The 14,399-nt window shown below is 63.0% G+C and carries 13 protein-coding genes; 9 read left to right on the forward strand and 4 right to left on the reverse strand.

Annotated features, from left to right (window positions below):
- The 3 genes from M7H45_RS01020 to M7H45_RS01030 all read right to left on the reverse strand — a co-directional run.
- Positions 1-384: AMP-binding protein (locus tag M7H45_RS01020; RefSeq protein ID WP_298213820.1), on the reverse strand; the 384-nt coding region annotated here is incomplete at its 3' end.
- Positions 385-508: 124 nt separating this feature from the next.
- On the reverse strand, positions 509-1,312 hold the full coding sequence (locus M7H45_RS01025; protein WP_298213822.1) for an enoyl-CoA hydratase-related protein: 804 nt from the start codon (positions 1,310-1,312) through the stop codon (positions 509-511).
- Positions 1,305-2,159: an SDR family NAD(P)-dependent oxidoreductase gene (locus tag M7H45_RS01030; RefSeq protein WP_298213824.1), complete on the reverse strand. Its 855-nt coding sequence runs from the start codon at positions 2,157-2,159 to the stop codon at positions 1,305-1,307. The genes M7H45_RS01025 and M7H45_RS01030 overlap by 8 nt, the downstream gene beginning before the upstream one ends.
- Before the next feature lie 175 nt (positions 2,160-2,334).
- Here M7H45_RS01030 and M7H45_RS01035 point away from each other — a divergent pair, with 175 nt between their 5' ends.
- From M7H45_RS01035 to M7H45_RS01075, 9 genes are all read left to right on the forward strand, one after another.
- A complete protein-coding gene (locus tag M7H45_RS01035) occupies positions 2,335-3,120 on the forward strand; it encodes an enoyl-CoA hydratase-related protein (protein ID WP_298213826.1) in 786 nt (261 codons plus the stop codon).
- 18 nt (positions 3,121-3,138) lie between these two features.
- Positions 3,139-4,926 (forward strand): acyclic terpene utilization AtuA family protein, encoded by a 1,788-nt coding sequence (locus M7H45_RS01040; RefSeq protein WP_298213828.1) that lies wholly within the window; start codon positions 3,139-3,141, stop codon positions 4,924-4,926.
- Positions 4,923-6,395: an acetyl/propionyl/methylcrotonyl-CoA carboxylase subunit alpha gene (locus tag M7H45_RS01045; RefSeq protein WP_298213830.1), complete on the forward strand. Its 1,473-nt coding sequence runs from the start codon at positions 4,923-4,925 to the stop codon at positions 6,393-6,395. Before M7H45_RS01040 ends, M7H45_RS01045 begins: the two co-directional genes overlap by 4 nt.
- A complete protein-coding gene (locus M7H45_RS01050) occupies positions 6,395-6,898 on the forward strand; it encodes an acetyl-CoA carboxylase biotin carboxyl carrier protein subunit (RefSeq protein WP_298213831.1) in 504 nt (167 codons plus the stop codon). Before M7H45_RS01045 ends, M7H45_RS01050 begins: the two co-directional genes overlap by 1 nt.
- A gap of 4 nt (positions 6,899-6,902) precedes the next feature.
- Positions 6,903-8,513, forward strand: coding sequence for an acyl-CoA carboxylase subunit beta (locus M7H45_RS01055; RefSeq protein WP_298213833.1), 1,611 nt, complete (start codon positions 6,903-6,905; stop codon positions 8,511-8,513).
- A gap of 105 nt (positions 8,514-8,618) precedes the next feature.
- A complete protein-coding gene (locus tag M7H45_RS01060; RefSeq protein WP_298213836.1) occupies positions 8,619-9,803 on the forward strand; it encodes a lipid-transfer protein in 1,185 nt (394 codons plus the stop codon).
- A gap of 22 nt (positions 9,804-9,825) precedes the next feature.
- The gene (locus M7H45_RS01065; protein ID WP_298213838.1) at positions 9,826-10,656 is read left to right on the forward strand and encodes an SDR family NAD(P)-dependent oxidoreductase; all 831 of its coding nucleotides are present in this window, start codon (positions 9,826-9,828) and stop codon (positions 10,654-10,656) included.
- Between the two features lie 45 nt (positions 10,657-10,701).
- Positions 10,702-12,342 carry an AMP-binding protein gene (locus M7H45_RS01070; protein WP_298213840.1) on the forward strand — a complete coding sequence of 547 codons (1,641 nt, stop codon included), beginning with the start codon at positions 10,702-10,704 and terminating at the stop codon, positions 12,340-12,342.
- Positions 12,343-12,438: 96 nt separating this feature from the next.
- A complete protein-coding gene (locus M7H45_RS01075; RefSeq protein WP_298213842.1) occupies positions 12,439-13,083 on the forward strand; it encodes a helix-turn-helix transcriptional regulator in 645 nt (214 codons plus the stop codon).
- Between the two features lie 126 nt (positions 13,084-13,209).
- Here the strand turns inward: M7H45_RS01075 and M7H45_RS01080 are convergent, their stop codons facing one another.
- Positions 13,210-14,397, reverse strand: coding sequence for an acyl-CoA dehydrogenase family protein (locus tag M7H45_RS01080; protein WP_298213844.1), 1,188 nt, complete (start codon positions 14,395-14,397; stop codon positions 13,210-13,212).
- Positions 14,398-14,399 lie beyond the last annotated feature (2 nt).

A 14,399-nucleotide genomic window follows, 5' to 3' on the forward strand; every position in this document is an offset into this window, starting at 1 on the left:
GGTTTCGGCGAAGCCGAGCATGAAGCGCAGCTCATGCTCGCGGAAGATGGGCATGAGCGGGTTGATGACCGCGCCGATGCGCGCGCAGGCGAGATAGGTGGCGGTGAATTGCCACCAATTCGGCAATTGGCAGGCGACAACATCGTTCTTGCCGATGCCTAGCCGTGACAGCCCGACGGCGATGCGATCCGCCATGCGGGCCAGCTCCGCATAGGTAAAGCGCCTCACCTCCCCTGTCTCGGCCCGGTAGGCGGTGAGGGCGGTCTTGTCAGGGCATTCTTTCAGGGCGGAATCGAGCGCATCATTGATGGTGATGTCCCGCCAATAACCCTGCGCCACCATGGCGGCGCGGCGCGGGGGTAGCAAAACGGCGTCAAACTGCATGAACCAGAACTCCATATAGGCGCGAAATCATATCAATTCCTTCATGCGCTGGGCGCGGTTTTTGGGCCAGACAGGATCATATATGCCGTGGGTATCTGAGTGAGGAATTACAAACGGAGCCAGTTCAGTGGCCCGTGAAATTGGGTTTGCGCTTTTCGAGAAAGGCGCTCATCGCCTCGTGATGGTCCTTCGTTTGATGCATCAGCGCCTGATACGCGGCAGCGGCGTTTAGGAAATCCGGCAGATCCATTCTTTCGGCATTGCGCATGAGCCGTTTGGCGACCCTAACCGCGCGCGGGGATTTGGCGGCGATCACCGCCGCCTTTTCCCGGGCGCGGGGCATAAGCTCGCCATGCGGGACCACCTCCAGCACCATGCCAAGGTCGAGCGCCTCGCGCGCGTCGATCACCCGGCCAGAGAAGGTCAGCTCCGCCGCGCGCTGGTGGCCAAGGCGCCGGAGCAGGAACCAGCTGCCCGCATCACCTGGGATGATACCGAGATTGAGGAAAACCTCGCCGAATTTCGCAGCCTCGGAGGCGATCCGCATATCGCACATCATGGTCAGGTCGCACCCGGCGCCGATGGCAGGGCCGTTGACCGCGGCAATGGTGGGAATATCCATATTGTAAAGCATCACCGGAATGCGTTGGATGCCATCAATATAGCTTTGCGCCGCCGCCAAAGGCTCCCTGCGGAATATGCTGTCCGGGTCGCTCATTTCCTTGACATCCCCCCCCGCGCAGAAGGCGGGGTCGGCGCCAGTGAGGATCATCACGCTCACCTCAGGGTCCGCCTGGATGCGGGTAAAGGCGTCGAGCAGGGCGGTGATGATGGCGTTGCCGGTGATCGGGTTGCGCCGCGCCGGGTCGTTCAGCGTGACGGTGGCGATGCGGTCGGCGATATCGACCAGGACGCAGGGATCAGACATGCTTGCCATCCGCGCGCTGGCGCTTCTGGAACATCTCAGGATGGATCATGTCTCTCGCGTCGTGGCCAAGATGCAGCGTCTCACCGCCATCGACATATAAATCCTCGCCGGTGATGAAGCCGCCGATCTTGGAGGCGAGGAAAATGATCGCCCCGGAAATATCCTCGGCCGCTCCCATGCGGTTGAGGACGGAGCGGTTGAGTTCCCGCCAACGCTCCATAGGAATGGGATAGCGGCCGAGCGCCTCGGTCTTGATGGTGCCAGGCGCGACGCAGTTCAGCCGGATGCCGTATTCACCCCATTCGGCGGCCAGGGTTTTCATCATGCCGGTAACGCCCGCGCGCGCGGCGACGGTATGGGCAAAGCCGGTGAGCGCCGTGCGGGTGGAGATGGCGGTGACGAACACGATCGAACCGCCGTTTTCAAACATAAAATGATCCGCCGCGGCCCGGGTCATCTGCCAGGAACCGATGAGATTGTTGCGGATGACCGCCTCGAATCCCTTATTGGTGAGATCGCGCGCGGCGGAAATGAATTGGCCGCCGGCATTGTTCACCAGAACATCGAGCTTGCCATAATGATCCTTGATGCGGCGCATGGCGGTCTCGATGCTCGCCTCGTCGCGCGTATCGCCAGGGACCACCAACGCCTCGCCGCCCTTGGCGCGAATCATCTCCGCGGTTTCCTGCAACGGCTCCTCCCGCCGGGCGAAAAGCGCCAGCTTCGCCCCGCAAGAGGCCATTTCCAGCGCCGTGGCCCGGCCCATGCCGGAACCCGAGCCAGTCACCAGGGCCACTTGGCCCGCCATCAGGTCTGGCGCGAAGCGCCGCGGCATTTCCTCGGTCATTTCTTCTCCCTCATCTCCAATCCTCGCATTCGCCCGGCCGGCTCCGTTTCATCCAAGCGGGGAGGCGGCCAAGCTTATTGACCAAAATCGAACACATGTTAGAAATTTAATCAAGATGCCGGTGGGCTCAGAGCGCAAAACGGCGGAAACGCGAGTGAAGGAGGAAATGCATTCCATGGACAGCGAAGCCGTTCTGGTGCGCCGCGAGGCGAATGAAACCCGCATCACCATCAACCGGCCCGACCGGCGCAATGCGCTCAACCGCGAAGTCGCCGAGCAGATCATCGCTGGCATCGCTCAGGCGGAGGCCGACCCGGAGTGCCGCGTGATCGTGCTGACCGGCGCGGGCGACCAAGCCTTTTGCGCCGGAGGCGATATCAAGGCCGGCGCCGATGGTGGCCCCTTCATCCTGGATCCGGCCCAGCCGGGCCATTTCGCCGGCCAGCTTTTCGAGGCGCTGGATGTCTGTCGCAAGCCGACCATCGCGCGGGTCAACGGCGCCGCCGTGGGCGGCGGGGCCGGCATCGTCTGCGCGTGTGATCTGGCGGTAATGGCGGATCATGCCCGCATTGGCACGCCGGAGGTCAAGATCGGTCTGTTTCCCATGACGATCATCCCGCCGATGATGCGGGTGCTGCCCCGGCGTAAACTGGTGGAAATGTTTCTCACTGGCGTGCCCCTCACGGCGGAGGAGGCGCTGCGTTACAATGTGGTGAATTATGTCACCGATGCGGCCGGTCTGGACGCCAAGGTGGCCGAGCTGGTCGCGCTGATTTCCGCCCAGTCCCCCACGGCGATCCGCCTGGGCAAATATGGCTATCAGGCGATGGCGGACATGACGTTTCCCCAGCAGATGCGCCTGGGCGAGACCCTTTTGCCGAGAGTGGCACAAACCGAGGATGCCCGGGAGGGGTTCGCGGCGTTCATTGAAAAGCGCAAGCCGAACTGGACCGGACGCTGAATTTCGGAGGGTAGGAAAATGTCGGATCGGATCATACGAATCGGTTGCGCGTCCGGGTTCTGGGGCGACACGCCGGAGGCTGTCGGACAATTATTGACGAAGGGCAAAATCGATTACCTCGTCTTCGATTATTTGGCTGAGGTGACGATGTCGCTCATGGCGCGCGCCCGGGCCAAGGAGCCGGAGGCCGGGTTCGCCCCTGATTTCGTCAAGGCGCTCATTCCCTGGCTGGGAGAGATCAAGCGCCAGGGCATCAAGGTGGTGGCCAATGCCGGTGGGGTGAATCCGCGCGGCTGCCGGGACGCGCTGGCCAAGGCCGCCGCGGCGGCTGGGGTCGATTTGTCCATCGGCGTGGTGCTGGGCGATGACCTGCTCGACCGCGCCGATGAGATCCGCGCGCGGGGTGTGACCGAAATGTTCTCCGGCGCGCCCTTTCCCCAGGACGTCTGGAGCATGAATGCCTATCTCGGCGCCCGGCCCATCGCCGCGGCGCTGGATGCCGGGGCGGAGGTGATCATCACCGGCCGCTGCGCTGACAGCGCCGTGGCGCTGGGGCCGCTGATGCATGAGTTCGGCTGGGGTGATGAGGATTGGGACCGGCTCAGCCAGGGCTCGTTGGCGGGCCATCTCATCGAATGCGGGCCGCAAGGCACGGGCGGCAATTTCACAGATTGGCGGGATGTGCCGGGTTGGGACGATATGGGCATGCCCATCGTCGAAGTCTCGCCGGACGGCAGCTTCATCATGACCAAGACGCCCGAGACCGGCGGCCTGGTGGTGCCGGGCTCGGTGGGCGAGCAGATGCTCTATGAGATTGGCGATCCGCAGAATTACATCCTGCCCGATGTGATCTGCGACTGGTCCGGGGTGACGCTGACCCAGGCGGGGCCGGACCGCGTGCTTGTCAAAGGGGCAAAGGGGCGCGGCCGCACCTCCAGCTACAAGGTTTCCGCCACCTACGCCGATGGCTGGCGCTCCATAGCCACTCTGACCCTCGCCGCCATTGACGCCCCCGCCAAGGCCGAGCGGGTGGCGGAGGCGATTCTCACCCGTTGCCGCCGCCTTTTTCGCGGCAAGAATCTGGGCGATTTCCGTGAGGTCAGCGTCGAGGTGCTGGGCGCGGAGGCCTCCTATGGCGCCAATGCCCGCGCCCAGACGCGGGAGGTGGTGTTGAAGATCGGCGTCATCCATGACGACCGCCGCGCTCTCAATATCTTCGCGGGCGAGATCGCGCCGATGGCGATTTCCACCGCTCAGGGCCTCACCGGTTTTTTCGCTGGCCGTCCCAAGGTGCAGCCGGTGGTGCGGTTGTTCTCCTTCCTGCAAGAGAAGGCGGATACGCCGGTAACGGTGGAAGTTGATGGCCGGCAGGTGCCGGTGAAACTCGCCACCGACGCGGTGACGCTTCCCGCCGCGCCTTTGCCGGCCCGGCCCGCCGCCGCGCCCGGCCCCCGCGCCATGAATGTGAAGCTGGCGGCTCTGGCCTGGGGGCGCTCCGGCGACAAGGGCGATATCGCCAATATCGGCCTGCTCGCCCGCAAGCCGGACTATCTCCCCTATATCCGCGCGGCGGTGACCGAGGATGCAGTGAAGGCTTATTTCGCCCATTTCTGCAAAGGCAGGGTCGAGCGGTTCGATCTGCCGGGTAGTCATGCCTTGAATTTCCTGCTGCATGAAGCGTTGGGCGGCGGCGGCATCGCCTCGGTGCGGATCGACCCGCAGGGCAAGGGCTACGCCCAGATGCTGTTGGATATGGAGGTGCCGATTCCGGAGGAACTCGCGCAGCGCGACAGGTTGGCGGCATGAGGAAAATATCTAGGCTTTTGATCGCCAACCGGGGTGAGATCGCGGCCAGGGTGGCGCGCACCGCCAAGGCGCGCGGGCTGGAGGTGGCGGTGCTGCGCCATGCGGCGGAGGAGGCGGGCCCGGCCCATGCCATCGCCGATCAGGTGGTGACGATCGAGGGGCCGACCCCGGTCGCGGCCTATCTCGACATTCCGCAGATCGTCGCCGCAGCGCGGAAAGCGGGGGCGGACGCGGTTCATCCCGGCTATGGGTTTCTCTCCGAGAATGCCGCGTTCGTGCGGGCGCTGGACGCGGCGGGGCTGATTTTCGTCGGCCCCACGGCGGAGGTGATCGACCTGATGGGCGATAAGGTGCGCGCCCGCGCCTTCGTGGCCGAGCGCGGCTTTCCGGTCGCGCCCTCGGCTATCGAGGACGACGACCCGGCCAGCTTCATCGCCCGTTCCCGCGCCGTCGGTTATCCGCTGCTTATCAAACCCTCAGCGGGTGGCGGCGGCAAGGGCATGCGCATCGTGCGCGAGGATAGCCTGCTCGCCGCCGAGATCGAGACCGCCCGGCGCGAAGGACAGCGTTATTTTGGCGATGGGCGGCTATTTGTCGAGCGTTATATCGAGCGCCCCCGCCATATCGAGGTGCAGGTGATGGGGGACGGGCGCGGCAATGTCGTGCATTTCTGGGAGCGGGAATGCTCGATCCAGCGCCGCTTCCAGAAGATCGTCGAGGAAACGCCTTCCCCCGCGCTATCGCCCGCGCAACGCCTGGAGATTTGCGAAACGGCGGCGGGCATCGCCAGGGCTGTGAATTATCGCGGCGCGGGCACAGTGGAATTCATCTATGCCCAGGATGGCGGTTTTTATTTTCTGGAGATGAACACTCGCCTGCAGGTTGAGCATCCGGTGACTGAGATGGTGACAGGGTTCGATCTCGTCGCCGAACAGTTGCGCATCGCCGAGGGCGAGGGGCTGAGCACGGGCCAAGCCGATATTCGTCAGCATGGCCATTCCATCGAATTACGCATCTGCGCCGAGGACGCGGCGGCGGATTTCCGCCCGGCCATCGGAAAAATCCTCCTGCTCGATGAGCCGCGCGGCGAGGGGGTGCGGGTGGATAGCGGCATTCTCGAAGGCGGCCGCGTGACGGCCGATTTCGACCCGATGCTGGCCAAACTCATCGTTCATGGCGGCAACCGCGCCGAGGCCATCGCCCGCGCTCGCGCGGCGGTGCGCGATTACGTGATTCTCGGTGTCACCACAAATACCGGCTATCTCGATGCCATTCTCGCCCATCCCGCCTTCGCGGCGGGGAATGTTTCGACCGGGTTTCTGGCCGAGGAGGCCGAGACGCTGACCGCGCCGGGAGAGGATATGCGGGAGGCACTGATTGCCGCCGCCGCGCTCTCCGATCAATGGCTGCTTTATGAGGTAGGGCAAATTTCCGAAATTCACCGGCGCATGGGCGCCTGGAGGAACTGATGCGGCGCATATTCGAGATCGGCGGCGAGGAGCGGGAGTTCTGGCTTTCCCATGATGGCAGGGGCTATGCGCTGCATGAGGGCGCGCGCCAATATTCCGCCGCTCTCACCCCGGCGGAGGGAAAGGGCGCCTATGTGCTGGAGTATGAAGGGCGGCGAATACCGCTGCGCCTTGCCGTGGGCGATGGAGCCACTTTCATCCACCTGAATGGCCGCGCCTGGGAGGTGGGCGTGATCGACCCCGCCGAGCGGCTGGCGGGCGCCGGGGCCGGGGCTGGCGGTGATGTGGTGCTGGCGCCGATGCCAGGTGTGGTTGTCTCCGTTGCCGTCCAGCCTGGCGACGCCGTGGTGGAGGGGCAGCCGATTCTCGTCATTGAGAGCATGAAGCTGGAAACCACGCTGACAGCGCCGCGCGGAGGCCGCGTGGCGGAAATTGGCTTCGGTCCGGGCGAGAGCTTCGGCCTGAAGGCCGTGCTGGCGCGGCTGGCGCCTGAGGAGGGTTGAGAGCATGCGCAGATTCCAGAGCCGCATCGACACGAATGCCGCCGATTATAAGGAAAACTATGCCGCGATGACGGCGCGGCTGGCCGAGTTTCATGCCCGCCAGCACGCCGCCCGTTATGAACGGCCCCAGCGCGACCTCGACCGTCTGGCGCGGCAGAACAAGCTCGGCGTGCGGGAGCGGCTGAAGCTCCTGCTCGATCCCGGCACGCCGTTTCTGGAATTCTCCACCCTGGCCGCCTGCCGTGAATATGATGGCGAGGTGCCGGGAGCCGGTGTGGTGACGGGTATCGGCATCGTCCAGGGCCGGGAGGTGGCGATCCACGCCAATGACGCCAGCGTCAAGGGGGGGGCCTGGTATCCGCTCTCCGCGAAGAAAATCATCCGCCTCCTCGACGTCGCTTTGGAGAACCGTCTGCCGGTCGTGCATATCTGCGATAGCGCTGGCGGGTTTTTGCCGTTGCAGCGGGGCGTGTTTCCAGACCGTTATCTGGGCGGGCGGGTGTTCCGCAACCAGGTTCAGCTTTCCAAAATGGGCGTTCCGCAAATCGCCGTGGTGGGCGGGCATTGCACGGCGGGCGGCGCCTATGTGCCGGCGCTCAGCGATTATAACGTCATCATCGAGGGCACCGGGGCGATCTTCCTGGGCGGGCCGCCGCTGGTGAAGGCCGCCACTGGCGAGGAGGTGGGGGTCCAGGAGCTGGGTGGAGCGGTTATGCATACCTCGGTCTCGGGCACCGCCGATTACCGCGCCAGCTCGGAACAGCATGCCTTTTCCCTAGCGCGTGAGATCGTCGGCCAGTGGAAGCGCCCTGCGAAGACGGTGATCGAAACCGCGCCGATCGAGGACCCGTTTTACGACCCCAAGGAGCTTTACGGCATCATTCCCAAGGACCGTAAAACCAATTTCGACATGCGAGAGATCATCGCCCGGATCGTCGATGGGTCGCGGTTCCATGAATACCAGCCCGATTACGGCACCACCATCGTGTGCGGCTTTGCTCATATCTGGGGTTACAAGGTCGGTATTCTTGCCAATAACGGGGTGCTGTTCAACGACAGCTCGCTGAAATCGGCCCATTTTATGCAGCTTTGCAACCAGAACCGCACACCGCTCGTCTTCTTCCAGAACATCACAGGCTATATGGTTGGACGGCAATATGAGGAGCGTGGCATCACCAAGGATGGCGCCAAGATGCTGATGGCGCAGGGCGGCTCGGTCGTGCCGAAATTCACGGTGATCGCCAACGCTTCTTTCGGCGCGGGCAATTACGGCATGTGCGGACGGGCCTGGGATGCGCGCACATTGTTCATGTGGCCGCAGGCGGAGATTGGCGTGATGGGAGCGGAACAGGCGGCCAACACCCTGGCGGATGTGAAAATCCGTCAGCTGATGCGGGAGGGAAAGACATTGACCGAGGCGGAGATCGCCGCGATCCGCGAGCCTGTACTGGAAAGTTATAAGCGGGATATCGAGGCCTATACTTCGACCTCGGAGCTTTGGGATGATGGGATTCTCGACCCGGTGGACACGCGCAACGCGCTTGGCATGTCTATTTCGGCGGCGCTGAACGCCCCGATCGAGACGCCACCGCATTACGGCATATTCCGAATGTAGGGGCGTCGCCTTGACAGTCACAGATTTTCCCGCCCTATATGCCTAACAAACGTTCGAAATTGCCTTGGATAGAGCCGGGCGCCTGTAATTTAAGGAGAGGATGCGATGAGCGGAAAAGCCTATGTCGCCGGTGTCGGAATGGTGCCGTTCCAGAAGCCGGGAAAATCTGATAGTTACGATACCATGGCCACAGAGGCGGTGCGCGCCGCGCTGGCCGATGCCGGGATCGGCTATGAAAAGGTGCAGCAGGCCTATGCGGGGTATGTCTATGGCGATAGCACATGCGGCCAGCGGGCGCTTTACCATGTGGGGATGACCGGGATTCCCGTGGTTAATGTCAATAATAATTGCTCCACAGGCTCCACGGCGCTGTTTTTGGCCCGGCAGGCGGTGGAAAGCGGCGTGGTGGAATGCGCCCTGGCGCTCGGTTTCGAGCAGATGCAGCCAGGGGCCATCGGCTCGATGTTCAAGGACCGCATCAGCCCGTTCCAGTCTTTTGATGACGAGACGGATCATCTGGTCGGCCATGGCGAGATCCCGCTGGCGTTGCGTTATTTTGGCGGTGCGGGCAAGGCCCATATGGATGAATTCGGCACGCCGCTGGAAACCTTCGCCAAGATCCGCGCCAAGGCCAGCCGCCACGCGGCGCGCAACCCCTTGGCGTTGTTCCGGCAGGAGGTGACGCCGGAGGAGGTTTTGCAATCCCAGGTGATCTGGCCGGGCGTGATGACCAAGCTCATGGCCTGCCCGCCGACTTGCGGCGCCGCCGCCGCCATCGTCTGCACCAAGGCCTTCGCGGAGCGGCACGGGCTGGATAGCTCGGTGCGCATCGCCGCTCAGGCGATGACGACCGACGGGCCCGAAACTTTCCAGGCGCATGACATGCGCGAGGTCGTGGGGTCCTCCATGGCGCGGCGGGCGGCGAACCAGGTCTATGAGGCCGCCGGTATCGGACCGGAAGATGTGGATGTGGTCGAGCTGCATGATTGCTTCGCCCATAACGAACTTCTCACCTATGAGGCGCTCGGCCTTTGCGGCCGGGGCGAGGCGGCAAAATTTGTGGATGACGGTGACAATACCTATGGCGGCAAATACGTCACCAACCCTTCAGGCGGCCTGCTTTCCAAGGGGCATCCGCTTGGCGCCACCGGCCTCGCCCAATGCACCGAGCTGGTACAGCAATTGCGTGGGCAGTCCGGCCCGCGCCAGGTGGAGGGCGCGCGGCTGGCCTTGCAGCATAATCTGGGGCTGGGTGGCGCTTGCGTCGTGACGCTTTACGAAAAAGTCTGAAGTCCAAGAAGGATAACAACATATGGCAGGAAAGCTCCAGGACCGCGTGGCTCTGGTTTCAGGGTCCGGGCGCGGCATTGGCCGCGCCATCGCGCTCAAGCTGGCATCGGAAGGTGCGCGGGTGGTGGTGAACGATCTCGATGAAGCCCCCGCGAAAGAGACCGCGGAGGCGATCCGCGCCGCCGGAGGCAAAGCCGAGGTTTGCGCGGGCAGCGTGACCGAGGCCGGCTTCGCCGAGCGTTTCGTGCAGACCGGCATGGATGCCTTTGGCGGGCTGGACATCATCGTCAATAATGCCGGCTATACCTGGGACAGCGTGATTCAGAAAATGACCGATGAGCAATGGTACGCCATCATTGACGTCCATCTCACCGCGCCCTTCAGAATTTTGCGGGCCGCCCAGCCGATCATCAGCGCTCTCGCCAAGGAGGAAGCGGCGGATGGGCGTGAGGTGTTCCGCAAGGTGGTGAATATTTCTTCGATCGCTGGAACGGGCGGCAATGCCGGCCAGATCAATTATTCGGCTGGCAAGGCCGGTATTCTCGGCGTGACCCGCACCATGGCCAAGGAGTGGGGGCGCTATAAGGTCAATGTCAATGCGGTAGCCTTCGGCCCGATCCGCACCCGCCTGACCGAGGGCAGTGCCAAGGGCAACAGCACCATCAAGATCGAGGATCGCGAGATCAAGGTGGGCGTGAGTCCGGCTTTGCTGACTCAAATGGAACAGATGATCCCGCTCGGCCGGGTGGGCACGCCTGAGGAAGCGGCGGGGGCGGTTTACCTTTTCTGCGCGCCGGAATCCAACTTCATCTCCGGACAATATGTCATTTGCGGCGGTGGCTTCAATATGTGATCGTTCAGAGAACGTAACTGAGCGGTTAATGACAGAGGAAGGCGTATGATCCAGATTCAGTTGAACCCGGCGCTGGCCGAGCAACATCGGCGCGGCGGTTTTTGGCATGATAAGACTTTGCTGGATTATCTGGATGCGCTTCCGCCGGAACGGCTGGATTCGGTGGCTGTCACCGACATCAACAGCATGACCGGCCAAGCCACCACTTTATCTTATCGCCAGCTCATGCGCTTATCCAAGCGCATCGCCCTCGGCTTGATCGAGCTGGGGGTGGAGCGAGGGGAGGTGGTTTCCTACCAATTGCCGAATTGGTGGGAGTTCATCGCCTTGCATTTGGCCTGTCTGCATATCGGCGCCGTCACCAACCCGGTCATGCCTATTTTCCGCCAGCGTGAGCTTGGTTTCATGTTCAACCTTGCCGAAAGCCGGGTGGTGGTGGTGCCGCAATATTTCCGCGGTTTCGACCATCTGGAGATGATGCGCGAAATTCAACCCAATCTGCCCCGGCTTACGAGAGTCTTCGCGATCGGCGGTGAAGGAGACGCCTCCTTCGAAAAATTCTTCCTGGACCAGCGGCGGGAGGATGATCCGGCCGCCGAGGCGTTGTTGCGCGAACGGCGGATGAAGCCGGACGAGGTGATGGAATTGCTTTATACCTCCGGCACCACCGGCGAGCCGAAGGGGGTGCTCCATACATCCAACACCCATTTCGCCAATCTCATCGAGATTATCCGCCGCTTTGGACTGAGCGGGAACGACATTTGCTATATGCCCTCGCCGATGGCGCATCAGACCGGCTTTCTTGCCGGCATGGAGATGGCGATCACTCTCGGCACTAAGCTGGTCCTCCAGGACATCTGGGACGCCGAGGTGGGGCTGGGCCGCATTCAGGACGAAAACGTGACCTTCATGATGGGGGCCACGCCTTTCATCGCGGATCTCGCCGATCATCCCAATCTGGCGCAATACGATATCGCCTCGCTGCGGATCTTCCTTTCGGCGGGGGCGCCCATTCCCCGTGCCCTGGTGGAGCGCGCCACGGAGCGGCTGGGAGCGCGCATCGTCTCGGCCTGGGGCATGACGGAGAATCTTCTCGTCACCTCGACGAAGCTGGATGACCCGCCGGAGAAAGTCTTCGGCACCGACGGCGTGCCCGTTCCGGGCATGAAAATCCGCGTGGTCGGGGCGGAGGGGCAGGTGCTGGGTCCGGATCAGGAGGGCGTTTTGCAATCCCAGGGGCCGAGCCATTTCGTTGGCTATCATTCCCGGCCGGAATTATATGACATGACGGAGGATGGCTGGTTCAATACGGGCGATCTGGCCTGGATCGACACTGATGGCTATGTCCGGATAACCGGGCGGGCGAAGGACATCATCATTCGCGGCGGTGAGAACGTGCCAGTGGTCGAGATCGAGGAAGTGCTCTACCGCCATCCCTTCATCCAGGCGGCAGCGGTGGTCGGCAAGCCGGACCCGCGCCTGGGCGAGCGTGGCGTGGCCTATGTGGTCCTCCATGCCGGGCGCAACTTGACGATGGAAGATCTGCGGGCCCATCTGGAACAGTTCAAGATGGCCAAGCAGTATTGGCCGGAGGAGTTGATCGTGATGGATGAGTTACCGCGTACACCGAGCGGTAAGATTCAAAAATTCCGGTTGAGGCAGATGGCGGTGGAGGCGGCAGCCTGAAATCGCCCGCCGGGCAAGACGGAAAAACTCCTATCAGGTCTTACCTTTATTAAGGGAAATAATGTATAGCCCGTTAGGGAAAGACCGGGATGATCAATGCTGCATGAGGATCTCTGGCGGGCCATCGATACGTTAGCGGCGGAGCGGGGACTCTCCCCTTCCGCTCTGGCGCGCCAAGCCGGGCTTGATCCCACCAGTTTCAATCCTTCCAAACGGCGGGGGGCGGATGGCAAGCCGCGTTGGCCTTCGACCGAAAGCATCTCCAAAATTCTGTTCGCCACCGGCGCCAGGCTGGATGATTTCTCGGCCCTGGTGCGCGGCGCGCGGGCAATACCGGAGGCCAAGGCGAAGGGCCGCAACCGTTTGCCGCTCATCGGGCTCGCCCAGGCGGGAAATGAAGGGTTTTTCGACGATGGCGGCTATCCCGCCGGCGCGGGATGGGACGAGGTGGAATTGCCCAGCGTGGCGGATGCCAATGCCTACGCCCTAAGCATCAATGGCGATTCCATGCTGCCGGTCTACCGGCCGGGTGATACGATCCTTGTTTCTCCCGCCGCGCCCGTCCGTCAGGGCGACAGGGTGGTGGCCCGGGTGAAAAGCGGCGCGGTCATGGCGAAGCTGCTCCTCCGCCGTACCGCGAGCCGCGCCGAACTCGCCAGCCTCAATCCGGAATATCCTGATCTCTCCTTTCCCGCCGCCGAGATCATGTGGATGCACAGGATCGTCTGGGCCAGCCAATAGGTAGGCGGAAGCCACGGCGGCAAGCCGCAGCCGCCCCCAAACCATCCGCGCGAGTGAAGGTCCTGTTCGGCCTCCACCGCCCCACCTGATAACGCCCGCCACCGGTGTAGCCGGCGGCGGCCCGGTTCAGTACGATTTGGGCAGGCCCAACACGTGTTCGCCAATATAGTTGAGCAGCATCTCGTTATTGATCGGCGCGATTTTGAGCAGGCGCAGCATGGGCCAGAGCGTGACGACGTCGTAATCCCGGTCGAAGCCATAGCCGCCATGGGTCTGCAACGCCGCCTCCACCGCCGCCACGGCGGCCTCGGAGCCGAGCAGCTTGGCCATGTTGGCATGGGCGCCGGCATCCTCCCCGGCATCGAAGCGTTCGGCGGCGGTGTAGGTCATCAGCCGGGCGGCCTCGATCTGGGCCTTGGCCATGGCCATGCGGTGCTGCAAGGCTTGGTAGGAGCCAATGGGCTTGCCGAAGGGTTTGCGCTCCTTGGAATAGGCCACCGCCTTGGCGAGAGCATAATCCCCCATGCCCAGCGCGGCCCCGGCGGCGAGCAGGCGCTCGGAGTTCAGCCCCTCGAACATCAGCTTGGCGCCTTTGCCCGCCTCGCCGATCAGAGCATCGGCGGGGAGTTCGACATCGTCGAAGAACACCATATATTGCCGCTCGGCGGTTTCCACCTGGATGTTGAGTTGCTGGAGCTTGATGCCGGGTGTGTTCATGTCGAGCACGAAAAGGGACATGCCCTCGGTGCGGTTCTTGACTTCCGAGGCGCGGGTTGTGCGTGCGACGACGAGCATGAAATCGGCGTCCCGCGCACCGGAGATGAAGACCTTCTGGCCTTTGAGCGTCCAGCCACCCTTGCCATTCGGCGTGGCCAGCGTGTTCATCGCGAAACTATTGGTGCCGGCATTGGGTTCGGTGATGGCAAAGCACATCTTCTTTTCGCCAGTGCAGGTCGGGGTGACGTATTTTCTAATCTGCTCGGGCGTGCCGTTGCGCACGATGGGCACGCGGCCCAACCCGGTAACGACGAGAAATAGCGTCGGCACACCCGCCAAAGCCAGAGCCTCGTTGAGCACGGTGATCTCCAGCACGCCGCCGCCCGAGCCGCCATATTCCTCGGGAATGGAGAGGCCGAGCAGGCCGAATTCGCCCAGCTTGGCCCAAAGCTCATCAGGAAAACGGTCTTCCTTGATGCATTCCAGAATGTAGGCGCGGCCATATTGGGCGGTGACGCCGCGCGTGGCCTCCTGAATATCGCGGATGCGCGATTGTAGCGAATCCATCGAGGTGCGATTTTGGGTTTGGACGTCCATGA

Source organism: Acidocella sp., assembly GCF_027352905.1.
In the GTDB taxonomy this organism is placed as follows: domain Bacteria; phylum Pseudomonadota; class Alphaproteobacteria; order Acetobacterales; family Acetobacteraceae; genus Acidocella.